This window comes from Massilia phyllosphaerae, assembly GCF_034659755.1.
In the GTDB taxonomy this organism is placed as follows: Bacteria; Pseudomonadota; Gammaproteobacteria; order Burkholderiales; family Burkholderiaceae_D; genus Telluria; species Telluria phyllosphaerae.
The window spans coordinates 1-15,390 of record NZ_JAXSQX010000010.1; the positions used below are offsets into that span (position 1 = coordinate 1).

Here is a 15,390-nt window from a genome sequence, read left to right on the forward strand (position 1 = left end):
CGAAGATTTGGTCTCGATTCCGATTGGGCGGCCGATTGCCAACACCAAGATTTATATTTTGGATCGTCACCTACAGCCGGTTCCACTTGGTGTCACCGGCGAGATCTACGTCGGCGGGGCTGGTGTCGCTCGCGGCTACCTGAACCGACCGGATCTGACCGCCGAGCGCTTTATCGACCACCCGTTTGCCGATGAGGCGGGCGCACGGCTGTACAAGACCGGCGACCTGGGCCGCTATCTGACCGACGGCAATATCGAATACCTCGGCCGCAACGACTTCCAGGTCAAGATTCGCGGTTTCCGTATCGAACTGGGCGAGATCGAAGCGCGCCTTGCTGCTTGCGACGGCGTGCGCGAAGCGATCGTGATCGCGCGCGAAGACCAGCCTGGCGACAAGCGCCTGGTCGCCTATGTGGTTCCCCAGCCGGGCCGGGAAATCTCGGCGGCCGTTCTGCGCGCCGAGTTGGCCACGACACTGGCCGACTACATGTTGCCCGGTGCGTTCGTCAGCCTGGATACGCTGCCCTTGACGCCCAACGGCAAGCTCGACCGCAATGCATTGCCAACGCCGGACCAGGCCGCGATCGTCGTGCGCGCCTACGAGGCGCCGCAAGGACCAACCGAACAAGCGATTGCCGAAATCTGGCAGGACCTGCTCGGCATCGAACGGATTGGCCGCCACGACCACTTCTTCGAGCTGGGCGGCCACTCGCTCATGGCGGTGTTAGCGACCTCGCGCTTGCGCAACACAACTAAACTTGACATTCACGTACGTCAGGTATTTCTCACTCCCATATTGTCGGAACTTGCAAAAACAATCCATAACACGAAAACTTCGATCCTTATTCCGGTCCGTGAAACCGGTTCCAACGCGCCAATCTTCTTTATTCACCCTATTGGCGGCGAAGCCGACTATGCACGTGTAATTGAGCCTTATATCGACATCTCGTCTCCCATTTACGGTATTTCCGCTTATGGCATGGGCCCCGGTGAGACTCCTTTAGAATCGGTTGAGCTGATCGCAGAGAGATATTTTCAACTTATAAAAAGTGTAAATCGAGATGGCCCCTATATAGTCATTGGATATTCTTCCGGCGGAATACTTGCCTATGAAATAGCTCGACAAGCTCTCCGATCCGGCAGCAAAATAAAATTCCTTGGACTATTGGATACGGCTCACCGTGCTCCAACCGACTGCCACACAATCAACGAAACTCAAACACTTATCGATTGGCTTCGCAATGAGGCCCATGACATAGAACTAAAAGAAATCATCGCGCAAGATAATATTGAAAAAATGTTTGATATGTCTAAAGATATGGGATTAATAACGCGAGACGTTGACAATATAACTCTCAAACGATATCTCGGTGTCCGAACCGGTATGTCTAAAGCTTTATCCAAGTACAAATTAGAGAAGATCGCAATTCAAGTAAACTTGTTTTCAGCCATAGATGCAGAGGAAAAATCAAATATTATAAACTCCCATATTAAAAACTCTTGGACTCGATTATTAGCATCGAACCTAAATATTATTGACGTATGCGGAACTCACGATAGCATTATATCCTTGCCACATGTGCAGAACTTGGGAATTGAAATCTCCAAAGCAATAAGATCAGTGGATTAAAGCAACGCATATTTACGATAAGACCTTGAGCGATCGCTAACTGGCTCAGTACTTAGCGATCGCCATACCACATCCACCAATAAAATAAACTTCGCAAGTTATACCAAGCATTATTGAGAACGCTCTCTGATTAGAACGAATTCTCTCATCGGGCGCCAATCTAATAATGCAAAATATTTACATTTAATTATTTAATAAATTTATACTTATTTATTTTTCATGTGAGATAATTTTCGTGTGGAATTTGCAATCATGAAAGAATTAGACTATTATATGCAATCCTTTAAATATATGAACTTTTAATTTTAATTTTAATTTTAATTTTAGGCTGTAGGCTATGATCAAACACTATTATAGTGCAGACAAGATGTTCCCCAATCTTCGAAAAGATGAAAAAAATAACGTTAAAATGTTTTGTTTCCCATATGCGGGAGGGGGGGCGCAATGCTTTTCGTCATTTCAAACAAAGATCAAATCAGAAGTAGACGTTTACGTTGCTAGCTTACCAGGCCGGGGGGCTCGCTTTCAAACTCCACCATACACGTCAATAGAAAAATTTATTGAGGACGCTTATATTGAGTTGAAACCATTCTTAGATAAACCGTTCGTATTATTTGGACATAGCATGGGAGCTCTTCTTGCTTTCGAAGTAGCCAAATACATTATGGCGAACAACTTACCTCCTCCGCAGGCAATTTTTGTTTCCGGATGTTCTGCACCAAGTCAACGCAGATCAGGTCAAAATCTTCACAAGCTTGATAATGTAGAGCTGCGAAAGAAATTGAGCAATTATTCTGGGACTCCTCAGGAAGTCCTTGATCATGATGAGCTAATGGATTTGGTTCTTCCGGCGATAAGAGCTGACTTTCAGATGATTGAAAACTATACTTATAAAAAATGCAGCGAACTGAAGTCTCCAATTTATGTTTTGATTGGAGCGGATGATGAGCATGTTACTCATCTTGACGCGTTAGAATGGAGCAAGGAAACCACAAGCCAGTTCGATTTAAAAAAAATAAAAGGTGGGCATTTTTTTACAAACACTGCGGGAGACGAAGTTGCTGATTTTATAAATGAGAAGATCGCTCTTGTTCTTGAATAATCGTCGCAGCTCTAATGGAATTAGTATCCCAATAAAATAATAATATTCAGGACTGAATGGTTTACGACTCGAGCTTTACGCTCGCCTAAATTTGCCAGCATCGCGACGCCATCTGTTTGCTCGGTGTCGTCGCCTATCTGTTAGTGAAAGCACCAAATGCACGTGAGCGTGCTCTAAGGCGGAAAAGATTAGTGGGAGTAAGCGGCACTTCAAAGTCCACGCTGGCAAGACGCAATGGATGTGAACCTATAAATTCCAACCTCGCCGATTCGACCAGCGTTCCCTAGCTGATGCTTAATGGATTGCTCAAGTGCTGGCCATAGGAGATGCATCTGTTCGGGAATCCGGCTTACGAAACCGTACGTTGCTGGACAAGGTACGCCATCTCAATTTCGCTACCAAGGTCGTGTGTGGTCTGTAGGGCTAGGACGGTCTACAGTGCAACCAGTCAGGACCTAACCCTTTTACGGTTGATGCGCTATCACCACAAAATCCGTGAATCACGAACCGTGCCGCGATGTATCAAAGCGAGGATTTACATCGCGCTGGGCTTATTGCTATTGTACAAAATGCTTTCGATACGGTTTCAAACCGTATCTAAGTCCGCAAAAGCGTTACACAACAAGACTACCTTGCATTCGCAGTCGGCAATTAGTAATGGTATCTATCTAGATTGCGCCGACATTTTTTATTCTCATATAATGATTTATTTCAAGAATTATCAAGTCGTGTTTGCCATTTTAGCGCCAGTTTCAGCAGTTCAAGCGCAGGAAGTTGCAGAAAAAATCGGCGTACAAGGTGATGGCACCGCCCAAAATATACGGAAGGTAGAAATACGCGCGAATTCGGAAACATATATTGCGCGTCGTGACGACACGGCCGCGAAGATTATTGTTGGGCAAGAGGAGATAAACAAATACGGTGAGACGAATATCGTTGATGTACTTAAGCGAGTTCCAGGTATAACAGTCACCGGCGGAGAAATCCAAATGCGGGGCCTTGGTGCAGGTTATACCCAGATCTTGGTAGATGGGGAGCGAACATCGGCAGGTTTTTCACTTGACTCAATACCTCCAAGTATTATCGAAAGGGTAGAGATCTTGCGTTCGGCGACCGCCGAATTTTCGACTCAATCGATTGCCGGAACAATTAATATTGTATTGAAACGAAAAATAAAAAACAATCAAGACCAAATAAAATTAGACGCTCGGCGTGGGGCAGGTTGGACTGGGGGCTTTGGAACCATACAGCTATCCGACCGGTTTGAGAAATTTTCATACTTAATAATCTCAAATCTATTGCACGAGGGAAAAACTGATGAGATCGAATATTTGACCCAAACAATTCCCGTTGGTTTATTAAATGAGTATCACGAAAATTATCGCGTAATAAAGAATGTTAATACAGACTTCTTCAACATAGTACCCCGCTTAACTTGGAACTTAGAGAATGGCAACACGATTGCTTGGCAAAGTTTTTTAAATTTTGGCAAGACAAGTAGTATCGCTCAAACCAGAACCACCGGTCGGACTTCGCTATCATTGAGGAACAAGGAAATTGCAGATAATACTTACAAAAGAAACTTATCATTTCGCACCGAGGTAAATTGGACCAAAAAATTAGATAACGGCGGAGAATTTAATTCAAAAATAAGTGGATTATATGCTATGCCGTCTAACGATTACGCAGGCGCATACCTCCCTAATGGAGATTATAAAGATGCAAGCGAAGTAATAAAATCGAAATCGCGCGAAAAAAATATAGCCTCAATGGGCAAATTAAAGAAGCCACTGTTTAAGAATCATTCAATCGATATGGGTTGGGAATTACGTCACATCGAGCGAAAGAGTCAAGAGAACGATGTCATCAAAAATTCCTCCGTAAATTTATCGCTAAACAGCTACAATTCAGCAATTAATCAGACCTCAGTTTATCTGCAAGACGATTGGGAAGTACACGAAAATGCGGCCATCTACCTCGGCGCCCGATGGGAAGGAATAAACACTAGAGCGTTAGGAGCGAAGTTCGAAGAAATAGCGGTTCGCTCGGCTGTATTTAGCCCGATCTTTCAGACCCTGTGGAAGCCATTTGAAAGCAAGGATGATCAACTTCGCTTAGCTGTCACACGTACTTATAAAGCACCGACGTTAGAGGATATTATTCCTTTACATCAATTTGCTGTCCAGAATAATCAAAATACTCCAGATAGGGAAGGCAATCCACACCTCCGACCCGAACTGGCATTAGGAGTGGACACCTCGTATGAGCATTATTGGTCGAAAGACGCGATGTTTTCAGTGAGCGCTTCAACACGCAACATAAAAGATTATAGCCATAAAATACTATTAGAAAAAAATGGCCGTTGGGTTACGACCACTGAAAATATTGGCAGTGCGAGGACTTATAGCTTAGAGATTGAAAGTCGCTTTCCAATACTCAAAAATATTGGAAAAAAAATTCCTTTAGATATGCGCATAAGCGTTAATAAAAACTGGTCGAAAGTCGCCTCGATACCTTTTCCTGAAAATCGGGTGGCTGAGCAAGTTCCACTTTCTGCTAACCTTGGGGTCGACTATAAAGCAAATGCTTTTGCGACGGGCGCGAACTTCGTTTTCAAGAGTGTTAACTCATCACGCGTCTCGCTAACTCAAACTATTTATTCTGGCACAACTCGTGACATCAACGCCTATGCTTTGTGGAAATTGGATCCAAAGACGCAGTTCCGGACATCCGTGTCTACCTCGCTAAATCAGCGAGCAGTGACATCGAGCATTTATCAAGATGGAGTTGGCTCAAGCACAAGACAAACTTTAGGTTATCCAGAAAGGCCTACTGTACGTGCGGTGCTTGAAGTGAAGTTCTGAATGTAAAGCAATTTGGATTATCGAAGCGCATTGCTCTATTTTTCTACGCTTGCATGGACTTCTCCATTAAGGGTGACGCCATAGCCATTGAGTAACTTAGCCATTACCGCGAGATGTTGATTTTGTGAGAAAATATATGTTAGCCTACTGCGTGTACTTTGAGGGACAGTTAGATAGGATGAATCTTCTTTTCTCTATGGGTTATTTTGGTACTGTCAAGTTGTTGAACCGACGGGAAGAGTTGCATAATCCGGGCGAATTTGCCTCGGCCCGAGTAATAAAATATCGCGGATTACGCGTTCTTCGTTATATCGGTGACTTCGTTCCAAAGTAAAAATGCTTGAGTACGGACGTGCCTGTACTGTTGCGCCGATAGGCGGTTGCGCTGGCACTGGAAGATATTGTTGATCGGACCATGTGCCGAGAGAAAACGCTGCGCATGTCTTGGTGACTTGTAACGGCGCATCTGCTGTTCTCTCTGCCGTGTCGGTTGGTGCGACAGCTCGGCCCGATTGTTCAGCCCCTTGTGCTGGCGGTGCTCGACGCCCGGCATGACCTGAACCTTTGCCGCGGCATAGCTCTTCAGTTTGTCAGTGACGAGAACCTGTCGCGCATATCGCAAGGTCTTGAGTAGCTTACGAAAGAACCGTTTGGCTGCCTGGCGATTGCGTCGGCTCTGCACCAGGACGTCGAGCGCATGGCCGTTCTGATCGACAGCGCGCCAGAGGTAATGATGCTTGCCCTTGATCGTGAGCACGACCTCGTCAAGATGCCACTTGTCTCCACGCCGCTGCTGACGTCGGCGCAACTCAGCAGCGTATTGCTGGCCGAACCGCAGGGTCCATTGACGGATTGTCTCGTAAGTGACGATGACACCCCGACTGGCCATCAGGTCTTCGATGTCACGAAAGCTCAGCGAAAAGCGGAAGTAGAGCCACACCGCGTGGCTGATGATCTCGCGGGGGTAACGGAAGCCCCTATAGAGTTGAGTGTTTGCCATCTCGGAATTTTAGAGAAGCGTGACGGCCTCCGCCAAGTTGACATATATGGACGTCCGCAGTTTGCCAAGCAGTGAATGGTGACAGCGAGAAGGAAAGGTTGCGGCCATATATCCGGACTTTGTTGAGGCCGTCGCCTCTGTCCCTGATGGGATACGCTGGTTAAGACCTTATCAGTACCGCGCGCTCGAAGCGCATGTCAACTTGCAGGTTTGCTCAACCACGGTCTTACCTATTTTGCCATCACTTCGTTCCTACCTGTACAACCTGAGAGATTCTCCTATTTCAGCTGATCGCTAGTTCTGGCTTGCTGCGTGTACTCTACCGTGCCGGTTATGCGCTGGCTGGCGCGTAAACGGCACGGAACCGGCACGGAACCGTTGGTCACTACGGGTCAGCAGTGCCCATACGATCCGGGCATTTTTGTTCGCCAGGGCGACCGCGGCAATATTCTTGTTGCGCCGCTCCAGTAGTCGCCTGAGCCAGCCAGTTGCTGGCTTGTCTTGTGCATGTCGGATCACTGCTCGGGCTCCGTGGATCAGTAGTGTTCGAAGATACGTGTCGCCTCGCTTGCTGATGCCCAGCAAGACCGACTTGCCGCCGCTAGCGTGTTGCCTTGGCACCAGACCCAGCCATGCCGCCAGCTGCCGACTGTTCTTGAAGTTCTTCGCGTCATCGACTGATGCGACCAGGGCCGTAGCTGTAATCGGGCCAATCCCTGGTACTTCAGCCAGTTTGCGGCTCAGGTCCGAGTCGCGATGCCAATGTGTAATCGTAGCCTCCAGCTCGTCGACCTGCTTGTCCAGCTACTTCAAGTGCGCGTACAACCGCTGTAACAGTATCCGGAAACTGTCAGGCAATTCCGACTGTTCCATCAACTGCGGCACACGCCTCGCAATGTGCGCTATCCCTTGCGGAATCACAATGCCCAACTCGGCAAGCAGGCCGCGAATCTGGTTCGCCTGGGCAGTACGTGCCGTCACGAAACTCTGGCGCACACGGTGCACGGACAGGATGGCTTGCTGCTCGTCGGTCTTGATCGGTACAAAACGCATGCTGGGCCGGGTCACGGCCTCACAGATAGCTTCGGCATCGGCTGCGTCATTCTTGTTCGTCTTGACGTAGGGCTTGACGAACTGTGGCGCCATCAGCTTGACGACATGCCCTATGGCCTGGAGCTTGCGCGCCCAGTAGTGCGCACTGCCGCAGGCTTCCATGCCAATCAGGCACGGCGGCAAATTCACAAAGAATTCCAGTACCTTCGACCGCTCCAGCTTCTTGCGCAACACCGCGTTGCCCTGCGCATCCACCCCATGAACCTGGAACACCTGCTTTGCTAAATCCATGCCCACTGTCGTGATCTTCATGATGGTCGCTCCTTTCGATGACGAAGTGAAATCACTTCTCTTTCTGGCATTCGCATGCCATTTTGAAAGCGGACGTCCATCCCATTAGTACCAATGTGAAACCTCTACCTTCTTCTTCACGGTCATGGCTTTACCGGTTAATGGATACCTAGGTAACCGGAATGCCGACAACGAATCGCAGATGCACCTGCCTGTCGTGGTGCATAAGGCTTTTTCATACCGCTATCCTTGAAGCGGGAAAGCACTGGATATTTACACAGCCCTGGCACAATAGTGTTATCGTTACGACTTCATTGCTGTTAAGCATTAATCGCTAATTTAGTGGCTAACTGTTACCACTGTTACTGCACCCAACCCTCTTCGACCTTGCTCAGGAACCTAAATGTGGCATGACAACGAAACAAATGTTGACTACGTAAATTTTCGAATTGTTGCAAAAGCATGTGCTGAGCTCATCCGTAGTGCCGGCGAAGAACCTGTTTCCATAGGTATTTCGGGTGGGTGGGGCGTCGGCAAGTCGTCTCTGGTTCGCATGATTGAGTCAGAGTTCTCATTGGAGCGTGAGCGCTACGTCGTCGTCACGTTTAACCCATGGCTCTACCAAGGCTTTGAGGACGCAAGGACTGCTCTTCTGCAGATTGTCGGTGACGCAGTTCTAAAACATGCGAAAGAAAACACGCCTCTACTGAAAAAAAATAGACAATTTCAGGAAGCGCATCAACCTTTTACGCCTTGTCCAACTTGGCGGCGAAGTCGCCGCTACCGTAGTTACCGGGGTCCCCGTAGGACTAATTGGGAAGTCATTGACATCTCTCGTCAATGCGGTCGAAGACGAATCTATTTCCGATGGTCTGTCGGCAGCAAAAGAACTTCCCGCGTCTACAAAAGGGCTGCTAAATGAAGCTAAGCCTGTGTCGCTTCCTCATGAGATTCAAGCGCTACGGACATCTCTCGAAGAGCTACTCAAAGAGCTGAACATAACGCTCATTGTCTTCGTGGATGACCTAGACCGATGCTTGCCCGAGACGACAATCTCGACACTTGAGGCAATCCGACTGCTGCTTTTCCTCCGTCGCAGCGCATTTGTTCTCGCTGCGGACGACACGTTTATCCGCGGGGCTGTCCGTGTTCACTTTAAAGGAACAGGCATCAGTGATGACATGGCAACGAACTATTTCGACAAGCTCATCCAGATTCCGCTACAGGTCCCGCGGCTAGGGGCAAACGAGACGAAGGCCTACATTGCTCTCCTATTTTTGGAGAGGGCAAAGCGCGAAGAGCGGATAACCGCAGAGCACTTCAACGACGCGAAGCAGAAGGTCGAACAACGTCTTCGCGAAACGTGGAAAGACATGAATGTTGACTTAGCCTTCCTGGAGAGCCTAGCCCCAGGTGGCGAGTCAGAGCTAACTGCCCTCATGGGCCTGTCTGAACGGCTTGCACCGCTACTTCTGACCTCAAGTGCCGTTCAGTCAAATCCGCGCCTAATCAAACGGTTCCTCAACACTATCTTCTTGCGAAAGGCGCTCGCGACACCACAAGGAATCGATGTCGACGTCTCTGTGTTGGCCAAATGGCACTTGCTTGAACGATGCGATGTAGACCTGGCCAACGCTATTGGAGAGCAAGTCTCTTCTGTGAACGAAGGGCGAGTCGCGTTACTCAAGAAAGCGGAGGAAGAAGCTAAGGATGCCGACAGTCGGCTATCTGCTCCTTTCTCGGACAAACCGTTCGTTCGAGAGTGGCTGCAGCTTACTCCGTCCCTTGGTGATTACGACCTGCGCGCCCTACTGCACCTTAGTCGTGACAGTACGGTTCGTGATTACGGGACTGACGATCTCAGCGCAGAAGGGAAACAGCTGCGTGACAGCTTGGTTGCAGCGCGCGCTCAAAACGAAGCCCTCGACGAGAAGATTCGTGGCGCAGGTGAGAGGCAAGCAGCTCTTGCCATGGCACGGGCGTGGGAGCAAAAACGACCTAGTCGCACATGGCAAAAAGCCAATGAGCTACTCATCCTCACGGAAGTGAGCCGTATCTTCCCAAGCGCTGGCCCCCGCGCAGCCGCGCTCCTTGCTGAAGCTCCAACTGCACAGCTGGCACCAGCACTTGTGTATCAACTGAAGTCGTCGTCGTGGGCTACAGAATCTCTAAAAAAGTGGTTAGCGGACCCGAATACGCCGCCGCAAATCAAAAAAGTCATTGAGCAGGAGTGTCAATAATGGGTACCTCAACTTCAAGCGCCGGCGCCGGCGCCGGTAGCCCCTTTGACCCACCTTGGCTCGATAGTGCTGGTGCGGGAATCGATGACAGTAACTCTGACACTCAACTGCCTCCTGCCGGTGATGGAGCTCCTGAGAGTGACGCAGACAGCGACCCGAGCGACGAATCAAACGAGCAAACCTCTGACAGCGCTACTCCCACTTCTGATGTAGCTCCCAGCGGTCGATATAAGGAAGCAAGAACACAGATGGGACGCTTTATGCGTACTGGCGACCGCAGTGACGCTGCACGCGCCATAGGCAGCTTTGTGCGAAAGGGGCTTGGTGGAACCGCCAAAGCAGCCAGTCGTATGAGAATGAGTTCACAAGCTGCAGCTGCACTGGCTGGCTTCCTTACTCAAGTTCGGGAGGGAACTGACCCAACGATTAATGACTGGGTGGCCTCTGCTCGTACCCGCGGACTGTCTGCTCAAGACGCAGCACTTGAGGTCATCAGTCAGATTGTTCCAGCTGGAGGTAGCGTAGACGAAGAGTCCGCAAAGCACGCGATGAACCAAGCGATTATCCATCTGTATGAGGTTGACCCAACCACAGACATCTTTGCTCTAACGAACGAGCAAATCTCGGCCTTGATGGGATACACCCTTGCGTTCGACGTCTACAACCGAGTGCAGCTGGAACTTGGCAGGGTCTTCGAAAAACTTAAGTTCTCAGCGCAGGTAGTGCAAGACAGGCTGGCGCAAGTTCAAGACTACATCCTGGTTGTAGTGAGGGATGCGATGACGAAGGTCCGCAACTCAAGTCAGCCACGCTCTGTTCGCGATATCTCGGACCTGGCTCTTCGCAACGCATTAGAAATCTTCGGTGCCCAATGAAAATTCTATGCTCGTCTCTTGAATCACTACCCGCGTCAATCCCAGACAACGTCAAAGCGTTCACGTTCTTTGAACGCAGCACTGACCCTAAGGTTGGCGGGATTGGTAACGGTTGGGTACGGCAACTTGAGAACGCCGGCTTCTCCCCTTCAACCGCGACCTGGGATTTCGTACTTTTCGCCTTTGCTGTTTGCGCCGCCGATTTTGCAGTTGTACGAAAAACTGCAGCAGACGGATGGACACGTCAGCTCAAACTAGAGGTTACGCTTAACGACCCGACCCTTTGGAGTCGTGAGATACCAAAGCTCGAAAGCATGTTGAGAACGTTAACTGGCGACTTTTGGACCCTTCGTTTCACTGATGGCGGACCAACGCCTCCACGTGGCAACCGTGTGTTGTGTGACCGAGATTGCGTAGCACTTCTGTCAGGTGGACTAGATAGTCTCATCGGCGGTATCGATGCCACAGCTCAAGGCAAACGCCCTATCTTTGTTTCTCAGCTAGCACACGAAGATTCAGAACGACAAAGGGCATATGCTGAGATGTTAGGAGGCGGTAGTTGGCACCAGCAGTGGAGTCACCGGATTGACTTCAAGGGTCGCCGTGAGCCTTCGACTCGTGGCAGGTCAATGGCTTTTTATGCCTTGGCTGTACTGTCCGCTTCGCTCCTATCGGTCCCGCAACCAGAAATTATCGTGCCCGAGAATGGTTTCATCAGTGTGAATCCGCCGCTACTCCCTGGAAGGATGGCTAGCCTAAGCACCAGGACAACACACCCTCTCTTCATGAGACAACTGCAAGAGGTGCTTCCGCTACTTGGCGTGGACGTGCGACTCACAATGCCTTATCAATTCAAAACAAAGGGCGAGATGTTGGCCGAGTGTGCTGACCAAGATTTGCTGGCTGAGTACGCTTCAAACACCACGAGCTGCGGCCGTTTCAGAACTTACAACCGTACTCACTGTGGCCGATGCGTTCCGTGCATAGTGAGGAAAGCTGCATTCCTACGATGGGGTACAAATTCTGATAGGACTACCTACCGCTTCGGCAACGTGTCCAGTGCTGGAAAATCGAGCGCCGACGACCCAATGGCCGTAGCTGTAGCTGTACTCACTGCACGGAACGGCGGTATCGACAAACTGCTCGGCGCAACGCTCTCCTTTGCTTCGCCAACTGAACGCTCGAGCTACCGATATATGCTTGAAAGCGGCCTCGGTGAGCTTGCATCCCTTCTAGAAAGAGATGGCTTGCTATGATGGACTTTCATTGTCATCTTGACCTGTACCCTGACGCTCGGAGTGTTTATGCGGAAGCGAACCGGAGAATGGACTTCACATGGCTCGTGACAACGAGTCCACGCGCTTTCGCGGCCACGTCCAAGGTGCTTCCACCAACTGAAACCATTATCGTATCCCCAGGCTTGCACCCGGAGGTTGCTGCCCAAAAAGCTACTGAGCTTGAACTGCTGTTGCAGCAGATCAAGAACTCGATGGCAGTTGGTGAGGTTGGTATCGATGGTTCGGCTAGGTACCGTCAACATTTTGACCTGCAAAAACACATTTTCTCTGCTGTTGTCGAGCGCGCTCAGTCTCTGGGCGGAAGAGTGCTCAGTATTCACTCGCGAGCTGCAGCCAACGAGGTTTTGAGTGTTCTAGAGGAGTTTCCTGGGTTCGGAACGGCCGTGTTGCACTGGTTCACTGACTCGGCCTCCGTCCTACGTAAGGCCATCAGCATGGGCTGCTGGTTCAGCGTTGGGCCAGCTATGTTAACTTCTGCGAACGGTCGTAAGCTCGCAACCATGCTTCCGGTCGACCGAGTAGTACCTGAAAGCGATGGGCCCTTTGCGAAGACCGCGAGCGGTCCAATCATGCCTTGGGAAGCGGCAGGCGTTGCCGGTCAGCTCGGTGAGCTTTGGAGAATGCCACCAGGCGCTGCCAACGAACAGCTAGTGCGCAATGGACAAGCCCTACGGTCAAAGCTTGTCTCCAAGGCATAGTCGTGATGACGCAGCCACCTGGTTAGTCAAAGCGCTCTCATACCGCGGGTGCCTCATCACCTAGCGTGTAGCTTGGGCAGCAGAGAGTGCATCACATAGCCTGTGCTCCTTCTGGGTCTCCTTATCCCTGCCCTCCGCGGTCTTCCTCTTTATTCTTCTCCTCACCACCTCATTCCCTATCAAACGTGCTTCAACGTGTTGAGTTGCGCAACCTGGCTTGACATCAGGTATCATGCGGCAAACTTACTCAATTTATCATCGTGATAAACCATGTGCCTACACTATGGAGCCGAGCTCCGAGCACGATTCCCCCGCCCACTGAAAAAAGCCGCGTCATCCGCAAGGGGCCGCTCATCAACCTTACGGAACTGCAGAGGCTGATTAAAAGCAATGTCATCGACATCGAGAACGACCTGTGGGCAGCTACTCCCAAATGTCGTAAGGACATCACGGAGCACTACAGCTGGAAATATTCTCAGATTGCCCAGATGATTTGCGCCCTAAAGCCCGGGAAGGGGCCGAACGGCGACTACAAGAAATCCGAATGGTGCACGGTCGATGGGGGTGAGTTGTATCCTTGCGACGTATACCAATTGCCCTTAGACGAAGTACGCGGAGAGCGCAACCCGTCGTCTCAACTGGTCGTCTACCTGAAGTTCTCTCTGAACACCGAGGGAGAGGTAGTTTTAGTGCTGGTCTCTTGTCACCTTTGATAACAACGGAAAATATATGAAATCGAATACTTGCCGAGTGTGCAAAGAAGGAACTTTGCAGGAGTCGACCGTAGTTCGAACCTACCATCCAAACAACCAGAATGTGGAAGTACAGCTCCTGGAGTCTCGCTGCGAAAAGTGCGGAGCAGTGAGTGTCTCCGGTACTCAGCATTCAGAAAACTTGCGACGTTTGGCAGCTCGCAAAGAGTCTTACGGTGACCAGCTCATGGGGGAAGAATACATAGCCCTACGAAAGCGGTACGGCCTAACACAGAGACAAGCTTCCAAGATTTTTGGGAAAGGACTTATAGCGTTCTCTCGTTATGAGAACGAAGAGTCTTACCCCGACGCTTCGACCCGGCTTCTTATTGAGCTTGCTATCTCTCGACCAGAAATATTGAAGACACTTGCAGACAAAGCTGGGGTTGAGATTCCCCTTTGGAAGGAACGAGAGGAAGACCGAATGCAGGCAGAGGCTAAGCAAGAGGAAGATAGGATGCGGGCAGAGACTAAGCCAAGGGAAGATAGATTGCAGGCAGAGGCTAAGAAAGTGAGAGATAGGATGCAAGCAGAAGCTAAGGGCATTAACCCTCAACGAAATGATTTTGAATCCGTAATTATCGAGGCTAATGGCTTGCTAGATGACGTATGGTTTGGCACCCCTCCTTTACAAGGTGGACCAAATGCATACATGTATCGAGGCTTCACACCCGACTCCGTAATCCGCAAAAGGTCCTTACTTGGACGAATGGCCCCTACAATCGATACGGAATGGCTAAATTGCACAGAAGGATGGGCAATACTGAATCGCGCTTGGGACGCACATGTCGAGGCACAGCGCTACGTGTTTAACGACAATTTGTCCTCCCCGTTTGGTGACACAGATGCAGCTGGAGAATCAGCGATTGGTGACGCTGCAATTGGAGGAGTAGCTGCATGAAGACAAGCCCAGTTCAGATGCTACAACTCGTCTTCAACAAAATTAATGTTGAACACAATGTCGAGCACACACCGGAGAGCGCCCCAAACCCGCTGACAAGCGTGTTTACTTTTGACGGCGTACCAATCACTACCGAAGTTTCGACTGTTGGTGTCGATACAACGCATGAACATGGTCAACTCTACTTGGTTGCAATGCATTTCAACGTAGGGAACGAGCATAGCGAAGCTAAAAGCTCCAAAGTATATTTGCCATATACAATTGATATCGACGCTAAGGCTCTTGTATTGATTCTCCAAGGGGCAGAGAAGCTAGACACTCCTGAGAACCTAGCGACAGTGAACGGAGCCTCGCTCATTTGGTCGGCCTTACGTGACCAAGTCTTGACCCTAACCTCGCGTATGCCTGGCGGCCCTCTGATGCTTCCAACAGTGACTTTTCATGACCTAAGGGATAGCAATGGAAGCACTAGGAAGCAACCTAAAGCCATTAACAAGGGACGCCGAGGTAGCACTACTACGTAAGCTAAGTGGGTGTAGACAAAATCAAACTTGATAGGCGAGTCCATTGCTTTTGACCGATTGCCGCCCTTTGGCTGAGGCCGCGACCGACCTATTGTTGAAAAACTCGGCTAAGTTGAAGGCCGGACAAAAATCCTGTCAGCCTCGACTTGCCAGAACCGCCGC

General features: G+C 49.8%; 11 protein-coding genes and 1 pseudogene. 10 read left to right on the top strand and 2 right to left on the bottom strand.

Going from position 1 to position 15,390, the window contains the following annotated elements; all coding sequences use genetic code 11:
• From U1H99_RS27475 to U1H99_RS27485, 3 genes are all read left to right on the top strand, one after another.
• Nucleotides 1-1,630 (top strand): thioesterase domain-containing protein (locus U1H99_RS27475; RefSeq protein WP_323144819.1); only part of this gene is annotated, 1,630 nt, incomplete at its 5' end.
• Between the two features lie 367 nt (nucleotides 1,631-1,997).
• Nucleotides 1,998-2,732, top strand: a complete 735-nt coding sequence (locus U1H99_RS27480; RefSeq protein ID WP_323144820.1) for a thioesterase II family protein — start codon at nucleotides 1,998-2,000, stop codon at nucleotides 2,730-2,732.
• A gap of 632 nt (nucleotides 2,733-3,364) precedes the next feature.
• A complete protein-coding gene (locus U1H99_RS27485) occupies nucleotides 3,365-5,596 on the top strand; it encodes a TonB-dependent receptor plug domain-containing protein (protein WP_323144821.1) in 2,232 nt (743 codons plus the stop codon).
• A gap of 292 nt (nucleotides 5,597-5,888) precedes the next feature.
• On the opposite strand, the gene U1H99_RS27490 is transcribed toward U1H99_RS27485, so the two are convergent.
• Both U1H99_RS27490 and U1H99_RS27495 read right to left on the bottom strand, forming a co-directional pair.
• The gene (locus U1H99_RS27490; RefSeq protein WP_323144822.1) at nucleotides 5,889-6,596 is read right to left on the bottom strand and encodes an IS6 family transposase; all 708 of its coding nucleotides are present in this window, start codon (nucleotides 6,594-6,596) and stop codon (nucleotides 5,889-5,891) included.
• A gap of 294 nt (nucleotides 6,597-6,890) precedes the next feature.
• Nucleotides 6,891-7,961, bottom strand: a pseudogene (locus U1H99_RS27495) (IS110 family RNA-guided transposase).
• 382 nt (nucleotides 7,962-8,343) lie between these two features.
• Between U1H99_RS27495 and U1H99_RS27500 the strand changes: the two are divergent.
• The 7 genes from U1H99_RS27500 (at nucleotide 8,344) to U1H99_RS27530 (ending at nucleotide 15,228) form a co-directional block, all read left to right on the top strand.
• Nucleotides 8,344-8,862 (top strand): KAP family P-loop NTPase fold protein, encoded by a 519-nt coding sequence (locus U1H99_RS27500; RefSeq protein WP_323144823.1) that lies wholly within the window; start codon nucleotides 8,344-8,346, stop codon nucleotides 8,860-8,862.
• Nucleotides 8,765-10,180: a P-loop NTPase fold protein gene (locus U1H99_RS27505; protein ID WP_323144824.1), complete on the top strand. Its 1,416-nt coding sequence runs from the start codon at nucleotides 8,765-8,767 to the stop codon at nucleotides 10,178-10,180. Before U1H99_RS27500 ends, U1H99_RS27505 begins: the two co-directional genes overlap by 98 nt.
• A 260-nt stretch (nucleotides 10,181-10,440) precedes the next feature.
• Entirely contained in the window at nucleotides 10,441-11,055 is a 615-nt protein-coding gene (gene qatB, locus U1H99_RS27510) for a Qat anti-phage system associated protein QatB (RefSeq protein WP_323144825.1), read from the top strand.
• Complete coding sequence (gene qatC, locus U1H99_RS27515; protein ID WP_323144826.1) at nucleotides 11,052-12,311, top strand: Qat anti-phage system QueC-like protein QatC; 1,260 nt, start codon at nucleotides 11,052-11,054, stop codon at nucleotides 12,309-12,311. The genes qatB and qatC overlap by 4 nt, the downstream gene beginning before the upstream one ends.
• Complete coding sequence (gene qatD / locus U1H99_RS27520; RefSeq protein ID WP_323144935.1) at nucleotides 12,311-13,051, top strand: Qat anti-phage system TatD family nuclease QatD; 741 nt, start codon at nucleotides 12,311-12,313, stop codon at nucleotides 13,049-13,051. Before qatC ends, qatD begins: the two co-directional genes overlap by 1 nt.
• Before the next feature lie 729 nt (nucleotides 13,052-13,780).
• Nucleotides 13,781-14,704, top strand: coding sequence for a type II TA system antitoxin MqsA family protein (locus U1H99_RS27525; protein ID WP_323144827.1), 924 nt, complete (start codon nucleotides 13,781-13,783; stop codon nucleotides 14,702-14,704).
• The gene (locus tag U1H99_RS27530; protein WP_323144828.1) at nucleotides 14,701-15,228 is read left to right on the top strand and encodes a hypothetical protein; all 528 of its coding nucleotides are present in this window, start codon (nucleotides 14,701-14,703) and stop codon (nucleotides 15,226-15,228) included. The genes U1H99_RS27525 and U1H99_RS27530 overlap by 4 nt, the downstream gene beginning before the upstream one ends.
• Nucleotides 15,229-15,390: the final 162 nt, after the last annotated feature.